Raw genomic sequence first — 13,669 nt, 5'->3', positions numbered from 1 at the left:
CGCCAATCACTCTGAAGGCCCATTTATGAACGGACCCGTGCCGGTCAATCCTGTCATTGTCGACAACGAAGAGCAAAGCCTCGCAGGCCAGGCGTACACGCAGATCGAGGAGCGCATAGCGACACTCAGCCTCAAGCCGGGGCAGATCGTCTCCGAAAACGGCTTGTCGAAGCTGCTGGGCCTGGGCCGGACGCCCGTGCGCGAAGCGCTGCAGCAGCTTGCGCGCGAAGGTCTGGTGGTGATCGTGCCGAAGCTCGGCATCATCATTTCCGAGATCGACGTGCGCAAGCAACTGAAGCTGCTCGAAGTCCGGCGCGAACTCGAACGGTATCTGGTGGCAGTCGCGGCGAAACGCGCAGACGCGCAGCAGCGCGCGGAATTCGCCACGCTGGCCGAGCAGATGGAGCAGGCGGCGCAGGAGAATGACGGCGATGCGTTTCTTGCCCATGACCGGACGTTCAATCGCTTGCTGCTCGAAAGTGCCCGCAATGAATACGCGACTTCCGCCATGAAACTCATGCAGGGTTTGTCGCGGCGATTCTGGTACGCGCATTACAAGGAATCGGCGAATCTGCCCGAAGCGGCACGATTGCATGCGCGAATTGCATCGGCGATCGCGGACGGTGACGAAGATCTGGCGCGCGATGCGCTGGATCGGTTGATCGATAATGTCGAGACGTTTACACGGGCGGCGCTCGATTCCTATCGATAGCCGAAGCGCATAGTTCCCATCTGCACGAGATATGCCCCCTTCCGGGCGTAGGCAGACCCCAGCCTCTGAAGCTCCCGAGCGCGAACGGGACCAGGCGTGGCCGCAAGGCAGAATCGCGCTAAAAGCGCCTGCAAACCCAAATCCAAAACCTACTCCGGCCCCAAGCGAAAACCCGCGGGCGTCGCCTCGGTGACACTTGATGTCGAAAACGTGGTGCTGCCGTGCATTTTGAGCCGCTACAGTTCTCTGGCGGCGAGGAGGTCTGGAAAACGGTCCATGGTCCACGCCCATATACCGACAAACCCTGATCCCGCAGCGCTATCGACCCAATCGGCTGGGCTCTCTTCCGGAGGACGCTTGGAAACGCTCGCTTTCATCTGGACAAACGGTCCTTCGATCTTGCACATGCTCGTCGAGCATCTGCAGATCGTGGCGGTGGGCGTCGGCTTTGCCATCCTCACCGGGGTACCGCTGGGTATCGCCATCAGCCTCAATGAACGTGTGGCGCGGATCGTGCTCTATGTGGCCGCCATCCTCATGACGGTGCCGTCGATCGCGCTGTTCGGCTTGCTGATCCCGGTACTGTCGCTGATTGGACAAGGTATCGGTTTCCTGCCGGCGGTGATTGCGCTGTTCCTTTACTCCCAGTTGCCGATCGTGCGCAATACCTACACGGCGATCCGCAATCTCGACCCTGCCATGCGAGAAGCCGCGCGCGGCATGGGCATGACCACGAAGCAACGGCTCTTCCGCGTCGAACTGCCCATTGCCGTGCCCATCATCATGGCCGGCATCAGGATGGCCGTGGTCATCAACATCGGCATTGCGGCGATCGCAACCTATATTGGCGCCGGCGGACTCGGCAAGCTGATCAGCCGCGGCATCTCGCAGTCGGACCCGAGACAACTGATAGCCGGGGCGGTGATCGTGGGTGCGCTTGCGATCGTGGCGGACTTTGGACTGGCCTGCCTGCAACGCCGCCTCACGCCTGCCGGCCTGCGCACGGCACGCTTGCCCCTGCTGGCCTTTGGCCGTCGGGCGGTCTCAGCGGACGTGCGCGCAGTCGACCCCATCACCATTGCGGAGAGCCGATGATCAAGCTTCAGAATCTCACCAAGCGCTTCGAATCGCGCCAGTCGCAAGCGGTGGTCGACAACCTCACGATGGAGATTGGCGAAGGGGAGTTATGCGTGCTGCTCGGACCCTCGGGTTGCGGCAAGACCACCACGCTAAAGATGATCAACCGGCTGGTGCAGCCGACGTCGGGCAAGATCCTGATCGGCGGAGAAGACACCGCGAGCTTCGACGTGGTCGAGTTGCGTCGGCGCATTGGCTATGTGATTCAGCAGGTTGGCCTGTTCCCCAACATGACGGTGGAAGGCAACATCGCGCTCGTGCCGCAGATGCTCGGTTGGGACAAGGCGCGCACGCGCAAGCGCGTGGAGGAGTTGCTTGAACTCGTCGCGCTTGATCCGGCCGTGTTCATGCGCTGTTATCCACGTGACCTGTCGGGTGGTCAGCAACAACGCGTGGGGGTCGCGCGCGCACTTGCCGCCGATCCTCCCGTGATGCTGATGGACGAACCGTTCGGCGCCATCGATCCGATCAACCGCACGGCTATCCAGGACGAGTTTCGCAAGATCCAGCGGCGCCTGAACAAGACCGTGGTGTTCGTGAGCCACGATATTGACGAAGCCGTGAAGATGGCCGACAAGATCGCGATCTTCCGCGACGGCAAGCTCGAACAATATGGACCGCCGGAAGAATTGCTGGCACGGCCGGCCAGCGCGTTCATCGCGAACTTCGTCGGCTCGGATCGCGCATTGAAGCGCTTGCGCCTGCTGTGCGCAAGCGATGCGCTGATGAGTTCGAGAGCGGTCGCGCGCGTTGGAGAAACGCACCGCAACGTGCGCGCGGCGCTGGGCACGCATCCCGGCGGCGAGGTCATCGTGGTCGATTCTAACGGGGCGCCGTGCGGCTATCTCAGCGCCGCATGCCTGGACGCCGCGGGCGTGAACGCGGACGACCGGCTGGATGCATCGATTGCGATGCCGCTTACTGCGACGGCCCGTGCAGGCGACGACTTGCGCAGCGTAGTGTCCGCCATGCTCGCGCACGGCGTCTCATGGTTCGCCGTGCTCGACGATGCCGGCCGCTTCGCCGGTTATGTCAGCTATGCAGCGATCGCGGCGTTGGCGCGCGCGGCGCACCCGGACGCATGCGTTCAAGCGGGCTTGGGTGTCTTCACCGATGACACCGCGGGCTCTACTTCGCTCGCCGGCCAGGAAGATCCCAGCGTGCTCACGCGCGCGGAAGAGGGCGCATGAGCATGGGCTCGCCTACCGTTCATCGCGTGCGCGGCCGATGTCTTTTCGTGGCGCTCATGATGCTGGCCGCGTGCGCCGACGCTCATGCCGACAGCTTGTTCTCGTCGCTCGCGCAGTATCGCGCGGACATCGTGTATCAGGCGGGTCAGCAGATGCTCATGGTTGCAATCGCCGGTCTTGCTGCCATCGCGGTCGCGATCCCCACGGGTATCTGGCTCAGCCGGCCTGGACGCGGCCGCGCGGCGCATCTCGTGCTGCTCGCGCTCAACGCGGGACAAGCCGTGCCGAAACTCGCGCTGCTCGCGCTGGCCATGAGCCTGCTCGGAATCGGCGCAAAGCCGGCCATCTTCGGCTTGTGGGTGGCGACCCTGCTGCCGATCACGATGAATACCTACGAAGGCCTGCGTGCCGTGCCGCCGACGCTGATCGACGCCGCGACCGGCATTGGCATGACCCGTTGGCAGATCCTGTGGCGAGTGGAAATGCCCAACGCGATGTACGTCATTTTCGCGGGACTCCGAACGGCTCTGGCAATCACTGTCGGCACCGCGCCGCTCGCATTTCTCGTGGGCGGTGGCGGGCTGGGCGAGCTGATCTTTACCGGCATCGACCTGAACGATTTTCCGATGCTGCTTGCCGGCGCGATTCCAACCGCGGCACTCGCCATTGCCACCGACATGCTGGTCGCGCAGATGCAACTTCGGCTGGTGCCGCGTGGCGTGAATCCGCAGCGTTGAGCGGTCTTTTTTCGTTTCGTTTGCCAAGTCAGTTTGTCCCTTAACCACATTTCGGACCTTCCATGCACACTCGGCTCTCCCGGTTTTTTTCCCGCGCTTCAATTTCCGCGTTTACCTGTGCGCTAGGCTTTTGTATCGCCGGGGCGTTTGCATCGACGTCCGCCGGTGCAGCCACGATCACGGTCGGCGGCAAGAATTTCACCGAGCAAGTGCTGATGGCGCAGATGACCACCGCCTTGCTGGAGGCCAAGGGATTCACCGTCGTTAAAAAGGACGGCATGGGCAGCAGCGTGCTGCGCGAGGCGCAGGAAAATGGCCAGATCGATGTGTATTGGGAATACACGGGCACCTCGTTGATCACCTATAACAAGGTCACGGATCATTTGAATCCGGCGCAGACCTATCAGCGCGTGAAAGAGCTGGATGCGAAGAAGGGACTGGTATGGCTCGATCCATCGAAGGCAAATAACACCTATGGCCTGGCGATGAATCGCGACGAAGCCGCGAAGCTTGGCATTGCCACGCTAAGCGACTTGTCTAAGGTCCTCAATAGCGGCAAGGAACTGACGTTCGCGTGCAATTCAGAGTTCTACGCACGGCCCGACGGCCTCAAGCCGCTGCAGCAAGCCTATGGCTTCAGCTTCTCGCCGCCGCAGGTCAAGCGCATGGATTCGGGCCTGACGTATCAGGCGCTGAAGGACCGGCAGGTCGATCTCGCGCTGGTGTTCACGACCGATGGCCGCGTGCCCGCGTTCAACTTCATCGTGCTGCGCGACGACAAGGGTTTCTTCCCGGCCTACGCGCTGACACCAGTCATCCGTCGAGAAACACTCGACGCCAATCCGACGCTCGCGGGCATTCTCAACGCACTTTCCGCGAAACTCGACGACCAGACCATGGCGCGTCTGAATGCCGAAGTGGATGTGTCGAAGAAGTCGGTGGACGACGTCGCGGCAGAGTTCCTGAAGTCGTCGGGACTGATCTAGACCGAGGGTTCGCGCGCAAACATGAAACATGAACTCGTGGTGGCGGCCGCACAGATGGAAAGCGTGCCGGGCTCGATTGCTTCGAATGTGGACAAGCATCTGTCGATGCTCGCGGCCGCCGCAGCGTCGAACGTACAACTGCTGGTATTTCCGGAACTGTCACTGGTGGGCCACGGCGCGGGTGCGGATGCGCTGCGTCTCGCCATGCCCGCCGATGACCCCTTGCTGCTGCAAATAGCGGCTGCATGTACCGGCGTGCATGCGGTGGTCGGCTTCATGGAAGAAGCGCCGGGCGCGCAGTTCTACAACAGCGTGGCCACGCTGGCGCAAGGCCGCGTGGTCCATGTGCATCGGAAGATTTCCCTGGCGACCTACGGAAAGCTCGACGACGGCAAGTATTTTGCCCCCGGCGACGCGCTCGGTGGTTTCGATCTCGATGCGCACTGGCGCGTCGCTACGCCGGTCTGCGCCGACCTGTGGAATCCGGCGCTCGTGCATGCATCGGCGTGTGCGGGCACGACCTTGTTCGCGGCGCCGGTCAGCTCGGCGCTCGAAGCCGTCGGCCAGGACTTCGACAACCCGCGCGGCTGGGACCTTGCCTTGCGTTTCTACGCGCTGGTCTACGGTACGCCGGTCGTGATGGCGAACCGCGTGGGCCGCGAGGGCGATCTCCATTTCTGGGGTGGTTCGCGCATCGTCGGCCCCGATGGTCATGTCATTGCTCAAAGCGAACAGGCCCGCGAAGAACTGGTGATTGCGACACTGGACTACGACGCCGTGCGCCAGGCGCGTTTCGCGTTGCCCACTATTCGCGACGCCAACGCGCTGAAGTTGAATCCGGCTGTTGCATCGTGTCGGTTTCGTGATGGGCTTGGTCGTGAACCTGCGCTCACGCCGCAAAACGGCGGAACACAATAGCTTCACACGAATGTTTTCTTGGGCGGACATGACGATGTTGGACGCAGCACGGGTTCACGCTCTACTGGCCAGCCGGCGCGAAGGATTCAGTCTGGCCCAGCCGTTTTATATCGACGAATCGTTTCATGCGCTGGATCTCGACGCTGTCTTTATGAACGACTGGCTGTTCGCGCTGAACGCCTGCGAGATTCCCCAGCCTGGCGACTATCAGACGCTGGAAGTCGGCGGGACGTCCGTGATCGTGTTGCGCGATTCGCATGGCGAGATCAAGGCTTTCTTCAATACTTGCCGGCATCGCGGATCGCGTATCTGCATGGAACCGCAGGGGCATGCGCATAGGCTGGTATGTCCGTATCACCAGTGGGTGTACGACCTGAACGGCGCGTTGTTGCACGCGCGCCAGATGCCGCCTGATTTCGAACGCGACGGTTATGGACTCGCGCCGGTGCAGGTGGAAGTGATCTGCGGCATGGTCTATATCTGTCTCGCCGATCCTTCCGATCCTCACTCGATCACGCCTGACCTGTCGCGCTTTCGCCGTACGGTGACGCCGTACATTGCGCCACATCAGCCTGAACGGACGAAGGTGGCGTGTTCCATGACCATTGTGGAAAACGCGAACTGGAAGCTCGTGATAGAGAACAACCGCGAGTGTTACCACTGCTCGGGCAATCATCCCGAACTGCTCGCCACGCTGATCGAATTCGCGTTGCCCGACGATCCGCGCGGCTCGCAGGATTTTCGCCAGTTGATGAATGATAAAGGCCGCCAGTGGGACAGCCTGAGCTTGCCGCATCAGCCTGCGGACGGTGGCAACGAGTTCCGTTGCATCCGCTTGCCGTTCCATCGCGGCGCGGTGTCGTTCACGGCCGATGGTTCGCCGGCTTGTACCAAGCTGCTCGGTGAGTTGATTGAGCCGGACCTGGGTTCGGTGAGAATGTTCAGGGTACCTAATAACTGGAATCATTTCCTCTCCGATCACATCATCCACTTTCGGATCCTGCCGCTTTCCGCGAACCGGACCGAGTTGCGCACGACCTGGCTCGTTCATGAAGATGCGGTGGAAGGCGTGGACTACGACGTCGAAACGCTCACGTCGGTCTGGCGCGCGACCAACGACCAGGACGCGCGGCTGGCGGCAAACAATCATTTGGGCATTGCATCGAAAGCCTATGTGCCGGGACCGTACGCGCCATCGGAATTCATGTTGCGCAACTTCACGAACTGGTACGCGGACAAACTTGCCGCGTATGTCGAGCGCGCGAGTTCGAAGCCCCGCACGATCGAATTGCAGGTGTCCAATGGCTAACGTCCCCGGCGATATCAGCGCGCTCGAAGCGCCGTTCCCCGGCACGCCGGATGCACCTGTGGACCGCATGCTTGAATGCGTCGCGGTGAGGTCAGAATCGCCGGATGTGAAGACGTTTGTTTTCCGCGATACAACCCGCGATGCCCCTCGGTTCGTTGCCGGGCAATCGATGCTGCTGACGCTCCATATTGACGGTGAACGCGTGGACCGGACGTTTTCGATAGCATCGGCGCCGGGTACTGTTGCCGGTAGCGAGACGCTCGAACTCACGCTCAAACGGCAACCGGCAGGACGCGCCACGCGCTGGTTGCATGACGAACTGAAGCCCGGCATGCGCGTGAGTTCGCGTTACCCGCTAGGCGTATTTCGACTCGACGCCGTGCCGCAAGGGCCGCTCGCGTTGGTCTCGGCAGGATCGGGTGCGTCGCCGTTGATGTCGATGCTGCGCACTCTCGCGCGCCACGCGCCCGATCAGGATATCGCGTGGTTTCACGCGGCACGCCGTGTGGAAGACATCTTGTTTGCCGACGAGATCGCTACGTTGCAAGCGCGGATGCCCAGGCTGCAAGCGACCGTCACGCTGAGTCTGCCCGGACCCGGCTGGTTTGGTTTGCGCGGGCGCGCATCGCGGCGGCTGATTGCGGCGGCCATGCCCGATTTTTTCACGCGTGAAGTTTATTGCTGCGGCCCGGCATCGTTCATGGACGATATCCGGCGCATTCACGCCGCCGATGGCGCCAGGCATGCACGTTTTCATGTGGAGCATTTCGGCGCGGTGACGGTATCGACTCCGCCGGCAGACCGGGAAGCTTCGGACACAGACAAGAGTTTCGATGTCACGCTGGGCAACAAGCACTTCACTGCACGCGCGGGCGAAACGGTTTTGATGGCCGCGTCGCGGCAGCAGGTCGTCATTCCCTGCGCTTGCGCGAGCGGCATCTGCGGGACCTGCAAGCTGCACAAACGTTCGGGCGCGGTGGACATGCAGCATCAAGGAGGGCTCTCCACCCATGACGAAGCGGAGGGCTTCATTCTTGCTTGCTCAAGCCGGCCATTATCTGATCTGGTGCTTGACTTCTAACCCTTCTCCGGCAGACCACGCGCAATGAACGATCACGTTGGACAATTCATCCACTCGCTTCGCTTCGAGGATCTGCCCGATGCCGTGGTCGAGCAGGCGCAATACTGCCTGCTCGATCTGCTCGGCGTCGCGGCAGCGGGCAGCAGCACGCAACTCGCGCAGATAGCCTGCGATCATGCCGCTGAATTTTTCGGCGCGGGCAGCATGCGCACACGGCTGTTGTTCAACGGACGTATCGCGAGTCCGCTCGGTGCGGCATTGGCCGGCGCGATGACGATCGACAGCTTCGACGGCCACGACGGCCATTCGCTGACGAAGGGCCACGTCGGCGTGGCCGTGCTGCCCGCCTTGCTGGCGATGGCGGAACTGGACCCGTCGATGGACGGCCGTTCCTTCCTCACGAGCCTTGTGCTCGGCTACGAGATCGGTACGCGTGCCGGCATCGCGCTGCACGCAACCAGCAGCGAATACCACACGTCCGGCGCGTGGAACGCATTGGCCGCGGCGGCGATAATCGCGCGAGGGCTGAAGCTCGATGTTGAGCGAACGCGTCATGCGTTAGGTATCGCGGAGTATCACGGACCACGCAGCGACATGATGCGCTGCATCGATTTTCCGACCATGCTCAAGGACGGCTCGGGCTGGGGTTGCATGGCGGGCGTGAGCGCCGCGCTGCTCGCCGCGCGTCACTTTACCGGCGCTCCCGCACTAACGGTTGAAGCCGGCGAAGAAGGTGCGTTGTGGTCCGATCTCGGGCGCCGCTGGTTCATTCTCGACCAGTATTTCAAGCCGTTCCCGGTGTGCCGCTGGGCACATCCGGCAATCGCTTGTGCGCTGCATTTGCGCGAGACGAATGTCTTCGCGGCGGATGCGATTGAAAGCGTCGAGATCGAGACGTTTCACGAGGCGACCCGCCTGTGCGCATCTGTTCCGGTCACGACCGAGGAAGCCCAGTACGGCGTGCTCTTTCCAGTCGCGGCAGCTTTGCTGGATGGACGCGTGGACGCGGAAACGATCGGGTCGAAAGGTCTCGCCGACGCTCGTCTGCGTGGTCTGATTCCGCGCATGAAGCTGGGTGATTCCGCTTCGTTCAGCGCGCTTTTCCCCGTGCAGCGTTGGGCCCGTGTCATCGTGCACACACGCGATGGCAGGAGGCTCGATTCCGGCCCGATGCAATCGCAAGGCGACCCTGAACGGCCGTTGCCGCGCGATGCGTTGCGTGCGAAGTTTCGCGCCTTTTCCGAGGTGCGCATGAGCCCGGACCGGACGGCGCGGATAGAAAGGGAAGTGTTCGCGCTGAGCGAACCGGCGCACGCCCTGAGCCCGCTTCTCGATCTCGTGCTGACCCAGCCGGAAACGTCGCTCGTGGAAGCGATCAGGTCGGTTTTGTGATCTGGCGCGCTGCGCGCATCACCTGATAATCGGACAACCCTTCATCGATCGAGGACAACTCGTGGACCAACCCGTGCGGCATCCTGCTGAACCTTCCAGCCGTGTGGAATACGATCCGGCGTCGGTCGCAGGCAAGCAGCCGCCTATCGCCGACGAAACCGATCTGCTCGTGATCGGCGCGGGACCGGCGGGGCTTGCTGCTGCGCTGGCTGCATCGAACCGGGGCGTGCGGGTGACGTTGATCGACGAAAACCCGGTGCCGTTAGAGACGATGGGCGAAGAGATTCCGCTGCACTTCGGCGGTCGTATCGGCGCGGTTGTGGCAAACCGGAACGCCATGCTCGAAGCGCTGCTCGAGAGCACGCCTGAACTCGCCGATGCGCTGGAAGCCGGCGTCGATGTGCGCCTCGGTACGGTGGCATGGGGACTGTTTCCGCAACGTCCGACAGCCGCGTGGATCGATGGCCGCGTCGCGGGTCTGGCAGATGAGGAACGGGCTTATTTGCTGCGTTTCAAGCAGGTGATCGTCGCGTCGGGCAGCCGTGACATGGGGCTCGCATTCGCGGGGTGGGAGCGCCCGGGCGTGATGGGCGCGAGCGCGGCGTATCGGCTTGCAGTGACTTACGACGCGCTCAGCGCACGCGTGGCCGTGCTGGTGGGCAGCAGTACCGCTGCGTTGCAGATAGCCAATGCACTCTCCGATAAAGGCGTGCGCATCGCGGCGGTGATCGAGCAAGGCGAAACCGTGACGGGCGACGCCGCGCTGCTCGCCCGCCTGATCGCTCAGGGAACGCAGGTGCTCACGCGCCATGTGATCGAGCGGGCGGAGGGCGGTGGTACTGGATCAGGCGAGGGCGAGGTCGAGGCCGTGACGCTCGCGGCAGTGGACGCTGACGGGCGGCATCGGAAGGACGAACTGAAGCGCCTGGCTTGCGACACGGTGTTGCTCGGGATTGCGACAGTACCGGCTATCGAATTACTGGAGGCAGCCGGCTGCGATACCGCGTTCATCGCGGAGCGCGGCGGGCACGTTGCGCGGGTCGATGAAGCACAGCGCACGTCGTTGCCGTTCATTCTCGCAGCAGGCGATTGCGCGGGAACATGGGCCGATAAAAGCGTAACGCCCTCGATCGCGAGGCGCGAAGGGCGCATCGCAGCGGCGGCCGCATTGAGCGCGCTGGGCGTGAGTGATCAGGACGTTGCTGAAGAAGCGCCCGTCGTGCCCGATGCGGTTCACATCGATCCCGCACACGAGCGCTGCGCGTGGGTGCGTGCGTCGGTGATCGAAGCGGATGGCGAGCCTTATGTCTGCCAATGCGAGGAGGTAACGGCCGCCGAGATCCTGCTGGTTCGCCCACCGCGGTACATCGGTTGGGAAAGCAAGAAGGAGCATGAGCACCCGCACACGCTCGCACAACTGGCCGGCGATGGCCCGCCGAATCCCGATATCGTCAAACGTCTCACGCGCGCCTGCATGGGTCCATGCCAGGGGCGCCGGTGCCGGGAGCAGGTCGCGGCGCTGATGTCCATCGGCTCGGGCATCGCGCTGGCGGCCCTGCCACTCGCCACATTCCGCTCGCCGGTGCGCCCGCTGCCGCTGCGTCAGCTTGCGACCCTGGAAGAAGTGCCCGAACTTCGCGAGCACTGGGATAGCTGGTTTGGGATGGCCTCGCAATGGGTGCCGTTCTGGCGGCCCGTGCCGCTTTATACGGCGGCAGGACGCGAGCGCGGCGCAGCCGTGGCGAGCGAGTAGGCTTCAAAAAAACGCGCAAGCACGAGGACAAGCACAATGACAGCGCAACACCACCTGACCAACTATTCCGGTCCCAGCGACGACGTACCGGCAGGCGCCTCGGTAGTCATCGTCGGAGGAGGCGTCACGGGCCTGAGCGCAGCATGGTGGCTGGCCATGGCCGGCGTCGACACGCTTGTGCTCGACGCCGGCCTGATTGGCTGGGGCGCGTCCGGCCGCAACGGCGGCGGCTGCTCGCATCATCACAGCCCGCTGTTCCTGGAAGAGCAGCGGCTCTGGCCGATGATGGACGAGTTGCTTGGTTATCCTACTGAATTTCGCCCCAACCGCATTCGCATTGCGCTCGACGCGCATCAGTTCCTGCTTTATCGCCGGGCGCTCGATAACGGCGCGTTTCACGGTCTGCGCTCAGACGTTCTAGATCCGAGGCAGGTCCGCGAACTCGTGCCGTTCGCGGGCGACAACGTCTTCGGCGGTTATTTCTATCACTTCGGCGGCCACGCGAATCCACACCGGACGCTGCAGGCTTACGCATGGGCGATGCAGGACCGCGGCGGGCGCTTGCTGCAGCATACGAACGTGACCGGCTTCACGACGAACGGCGACCACGTCACCGGGGTGAATACAAATCGTGGCCACATTGCCTGCGATCATCTGGTGCTTGCCGCCGGACCGCACACCGGCGAGCTTGCCGCGCAACTCGGCGTGGATGTCCCGCTTGCGAGCGCGCGCGCCGAGATGATCGTGACGGAACCGCTGCCGCCCATGAGCATAGGTGGCGTCGACGGTAATGGCCTGTATGGACGGCAAACGCTGCGCGGCAATCTTGCCTATGGCGGCGGTCCGCACGAGTGGATCGATCTCGCCGACGTGAACCGCCAGCGGCCTCATTCCACGCCTTTGCAATGCAGCATCGCGGCCCGCGTGGCTGCGTTGTTCCCGAAGGTCGCGCATGCGCGCGTGATTCGCAGCTGGGCGGGCTTCATAGAGAATACGCCCGACGGCCGGCCGATCATCGACCAGCCCGCTCAATTCGATAACCTCACCCTGGCGACGTTGTCGAGCGTGGGATTCGGGTTATCGCCGGCTAGCGGCCACGCTATCCGCGATCTCGTGATCGACGGCACATGCAGCTTCGCGGATCTTTCGAGCTTTGCGCTTTCGCGATTTGCGAATCTTGAACCGGACTGGCGGGCGTTACAGGGCTGGGTGCCGTTCCCTTCACCGCTCCCTTCGCCGCTGGCTTCGCCACGTTGCAACGAACCTGAGCAAGACGTTCTCGCGCCGCTAGGATCGTGACTGCGCGCCCCGCAGGTCCGACGGACTCGCCTGATAGACACGACGCACCCAGCGCGCCAGATGCGAGGGCGAGGCAAAGCCCGTAGCGAGCGCGATGTCTGCCACCGGCACGCTTGAATAGGCCAGCAATTCATGCGCGCGTTCGAGCCGCAACTGCACGTAATAGCGTGCGGGCGTGGCGTTCAGGTGACGCAGGAACAGGCGTTCGAGTTGCCGCGATGTCATGCCGATAGTCGTGCCGATCTGCGCAATCGGCAGCGGTGCTTCCACGTTCGCCCGCATCAGGTCGATCGCTCGCCGGATGCCTCTTGGCAGGCTGGCGTGATTGTGGTCGCGCCAGCCGCGCTGATCGTCGCGGCCGTCGCGGATGCGTTCATGATGAAACTGGTTTGCCACGCGCACCGCGAGTTCGGCGCCATGTTGTTCGGAGATCAAGTGCAGCATCATGTCCATTGCCGCGATGCCGCCTGAGCAGGTCATCCGGTTTCTATCGATCTCGTAGATCTTTCCCGAGCACAGCAAGTCGCGAAATTCCTCCGCGAACGCCGGCAGGTTTTCCCAGTGGATGGTGCATTGGTAACCATCGAGCAATCCCGCGCGGGCCAGCAGATAACTGCCCGTCGATAACGACCCGATCACAGCCTTGCTGCGCGCCGCGGTGCGCAGCGCGCGCAGATAGCGGGGTTCGAGTTCGGGGTCGAGCCGCAGGCCGCCGCACACGAACACATAGTCCGCGTGGAGCATGGCTTCGGTGAGCGGGCGAGCCTGCAGTTCAATGCCGTTCGAGGCCTGTACGGGGGTTCCGTCGAGACTCGCCATCTCCCATGCATACAGCGGCTGGGCGGCGAGGCGATTAGCCGAGCGCAAGGGCTCGATGGCGGACGACAGGCTCATCATGGACAGTCCTTCCACCAGCAGGAACACGAAGCGCCGCATAACGGCGACCGTCTGCGATTCGGACATGTGGAGCGGGTTTAGCGTGTCGAGGCTGTCAGAATTCATGGTTCACTGAAGGCATATCTGCGAGCAACGCTCGCGCGGGCGGTACTGTGCGGAGACTCCTTCAAGTATCGTACGCCTTCAATAAAACGGCCGTCTTTTTCTGGTATGGCTATGGCTCTCGGGCAGTGGGTGCACATGCCGAGCGGGGCCTCT

Annotated in this window: 12 protein-coding genes; 11 read left to right on the top strand and 1 reads right to left on the bottom strand. The window is 62.9% G+C overall.

Going from position 1 to position 13,669, the window contains the following annotated elements; all coding sequences use genetic code 11:
• The first annotated feature begins 25 nt into the window (after positions 1 to 25).
• From ACSQ36_RS29065 to ACSQ36_RS29015, 11 genes are all read left to right on the top strand, one after another.
• Positions 26 to 712 carry a GntR family transcriptional regulator gene (locus ACSQ36_RS29065; protein WP_436184637.1) on the top strand — a complete coding sequence of 229 codons (687 nt, stop codon included), beginning with the start codon at positions 26 to 28 and terminating at the stop codon, positions 710 to 712.
• Between the two features lie 357 nt (positions 713 to 1,069).
• Positions 1,070 to 1,807: an ABC transporter permease gene (locus ACSQ36_RS29060; protein WP_436184636.1), complete on the top strand. Its 738-nt coding sequence runs from the start codon at positions 1,070 to 1,072 to the stop codon at positions 1,805 to 1,807.
• Positions 1,804 to 3,039 (top strand): ABC transporter ATP-binding protein, encoded by a 1,236-nt coding sequence (locus tag ACSQ36_RS29055; protein ID WP_436184635.1) that lies wholly within the window; start codon positions 1,804 to 1,806, stop codon positions 3,037 to 3,039. The genes ACSQ36_RS29060 and ACSQ36_RS29055 overlap by 4 nt, the downstream gene beginning before the upstream one ends.
• Entirely contained in the window at positions 3,036 to 3,776 is a 741-nt protein-coding gene (locus ACSQ36_RS29050; protein WP_436184634.1) for an ABC transporter permease, read from the top strand. Before ACSQ36_RS29055 ends, ACSQ36_RS29050 begins: the two co-directional genes overlap by 4 nt.
• A 62-nt stretch (positions 3,777 to 3,838) precedes the next feature.
• Entirely contained in the window at positions 3,839 to 4,762 is a 924-nt protein-coding gene (locus tag ACSQ36_RS29045; RefSeq protein ID WP_436184633.1) for a glycine betaine ABC transporter substrate-binding protein, read from the top strand.
• A 21-nt stretch (positions 4,763 to 4,783) separates the two neighbouring features.
• Complete coding sequence (locus tag ACSQ36_RS29040) at positions 4,784 to 5,680, top strand: nitrilase-related carbon-nitrogen hydrolase (RefSeq protein ID WP_436184632.1); 897 nt, start codon at positions 4,784 to 4,786, stop codon at positions 5,678 to 5,680.
• 34 nt (positions 5,681 to 5,714) lie between these two features.
• Entirely contained in the window at positions 5,715 to 6,989 is a 1,275-nt protein-coding gene (locus ACSQ36_RS29035) for an aromatic ring-hydroxylating oxygenase subunit alpha (RefSeq protein WP_436184631.1), read from the top strand.
• Complete coding sequence (locus tag ACSQ36_RS29030) at positions 6,982 to 8,070, top strand: flavin reductase family protein (RefSeq protein ID WP_436184630.1); 1,089 nt, start codon at positions 6,982 to 6,984, stop codon at positions 8,068 to 8,070. Before ACSQ36_RS29035 ends, ACSQ36_RS29030 begins: the two co-directional genes overlap by 8 nt.
• A 24-nt stretch (positions 8,071 to 8,094) precedes the next feature.
• Positions 8,095 to 9,462, top strand: coding sequence for an MmgE/PrpD family protein (locus ACSQ36_RS29025; RefSeq protein ID WP_436184629.1), 1,368 nt, complete (start codon positions 8,095 to 8,097; stop codon positions 9,460 to 9,462).
• Positions 9,463 to 9,523: 61 nt separating this feature from the next.
• Positions 9,524 to 11,215: an NAD(P)/FAD-dependent oxidoreductase gene (locus ACSQ36_RS29020; RefSeq protein ID WP_436184628.1), complete on the top strand. Its 1,692-nt coding sequence runs from the start codon at positions 9,524 to 9,526 to the stop codon at positions 11,213 to 11,215.
• Positions 11,216 to 11,251: 36 nt separating this feature from the next.
• Positions 11,252 to 12,514, top strand: coding sequence for an NAD(P)/FAD-dependent oxidoreductase (locus tag ACSQ36_RS29015; RefSeq protein WP_436184627.1), 1,263 nt, complete (start codon positions 11,252 to 11,254; stop codon positions 12,512 to 12,514).
• Here ACSQ36_RS29015 and ACSQ36_RS29010 read toward each other — a convergent pair.
• Complete coding sequence (locus tag ACSQ36_RS29010) at positions 12,503 to 13,516, bottom strand: GlxA family transcriptional regulator (RefSeq protein WP_436184626.1); 1,014 nt, start codon at positions 13,514 to 13,516, stop codon at positions 12,503 to 12,505. The two genes, ACSQ36_RS29015 and ACSQ36_RS29010, sit on opposite strands and share 12 nt — an antisense overlap.
• Positions 13,517 to 13,669: the final 153 nt, after the last annotated feature.

The organism is Caballeronia sp. LjRoot34 (assembly GCF_964253815.1).
Classification (GTDB): Bacteria; Pseudomonadota; Gammaproteobacteria; order Burkholderiales; family Burkholderiaceae; genus Caballeronia.
Note: the sequence above shows the minus strand (reverse complement) of the source record. Positions and strands in the feature narration are given on the sequence as shown.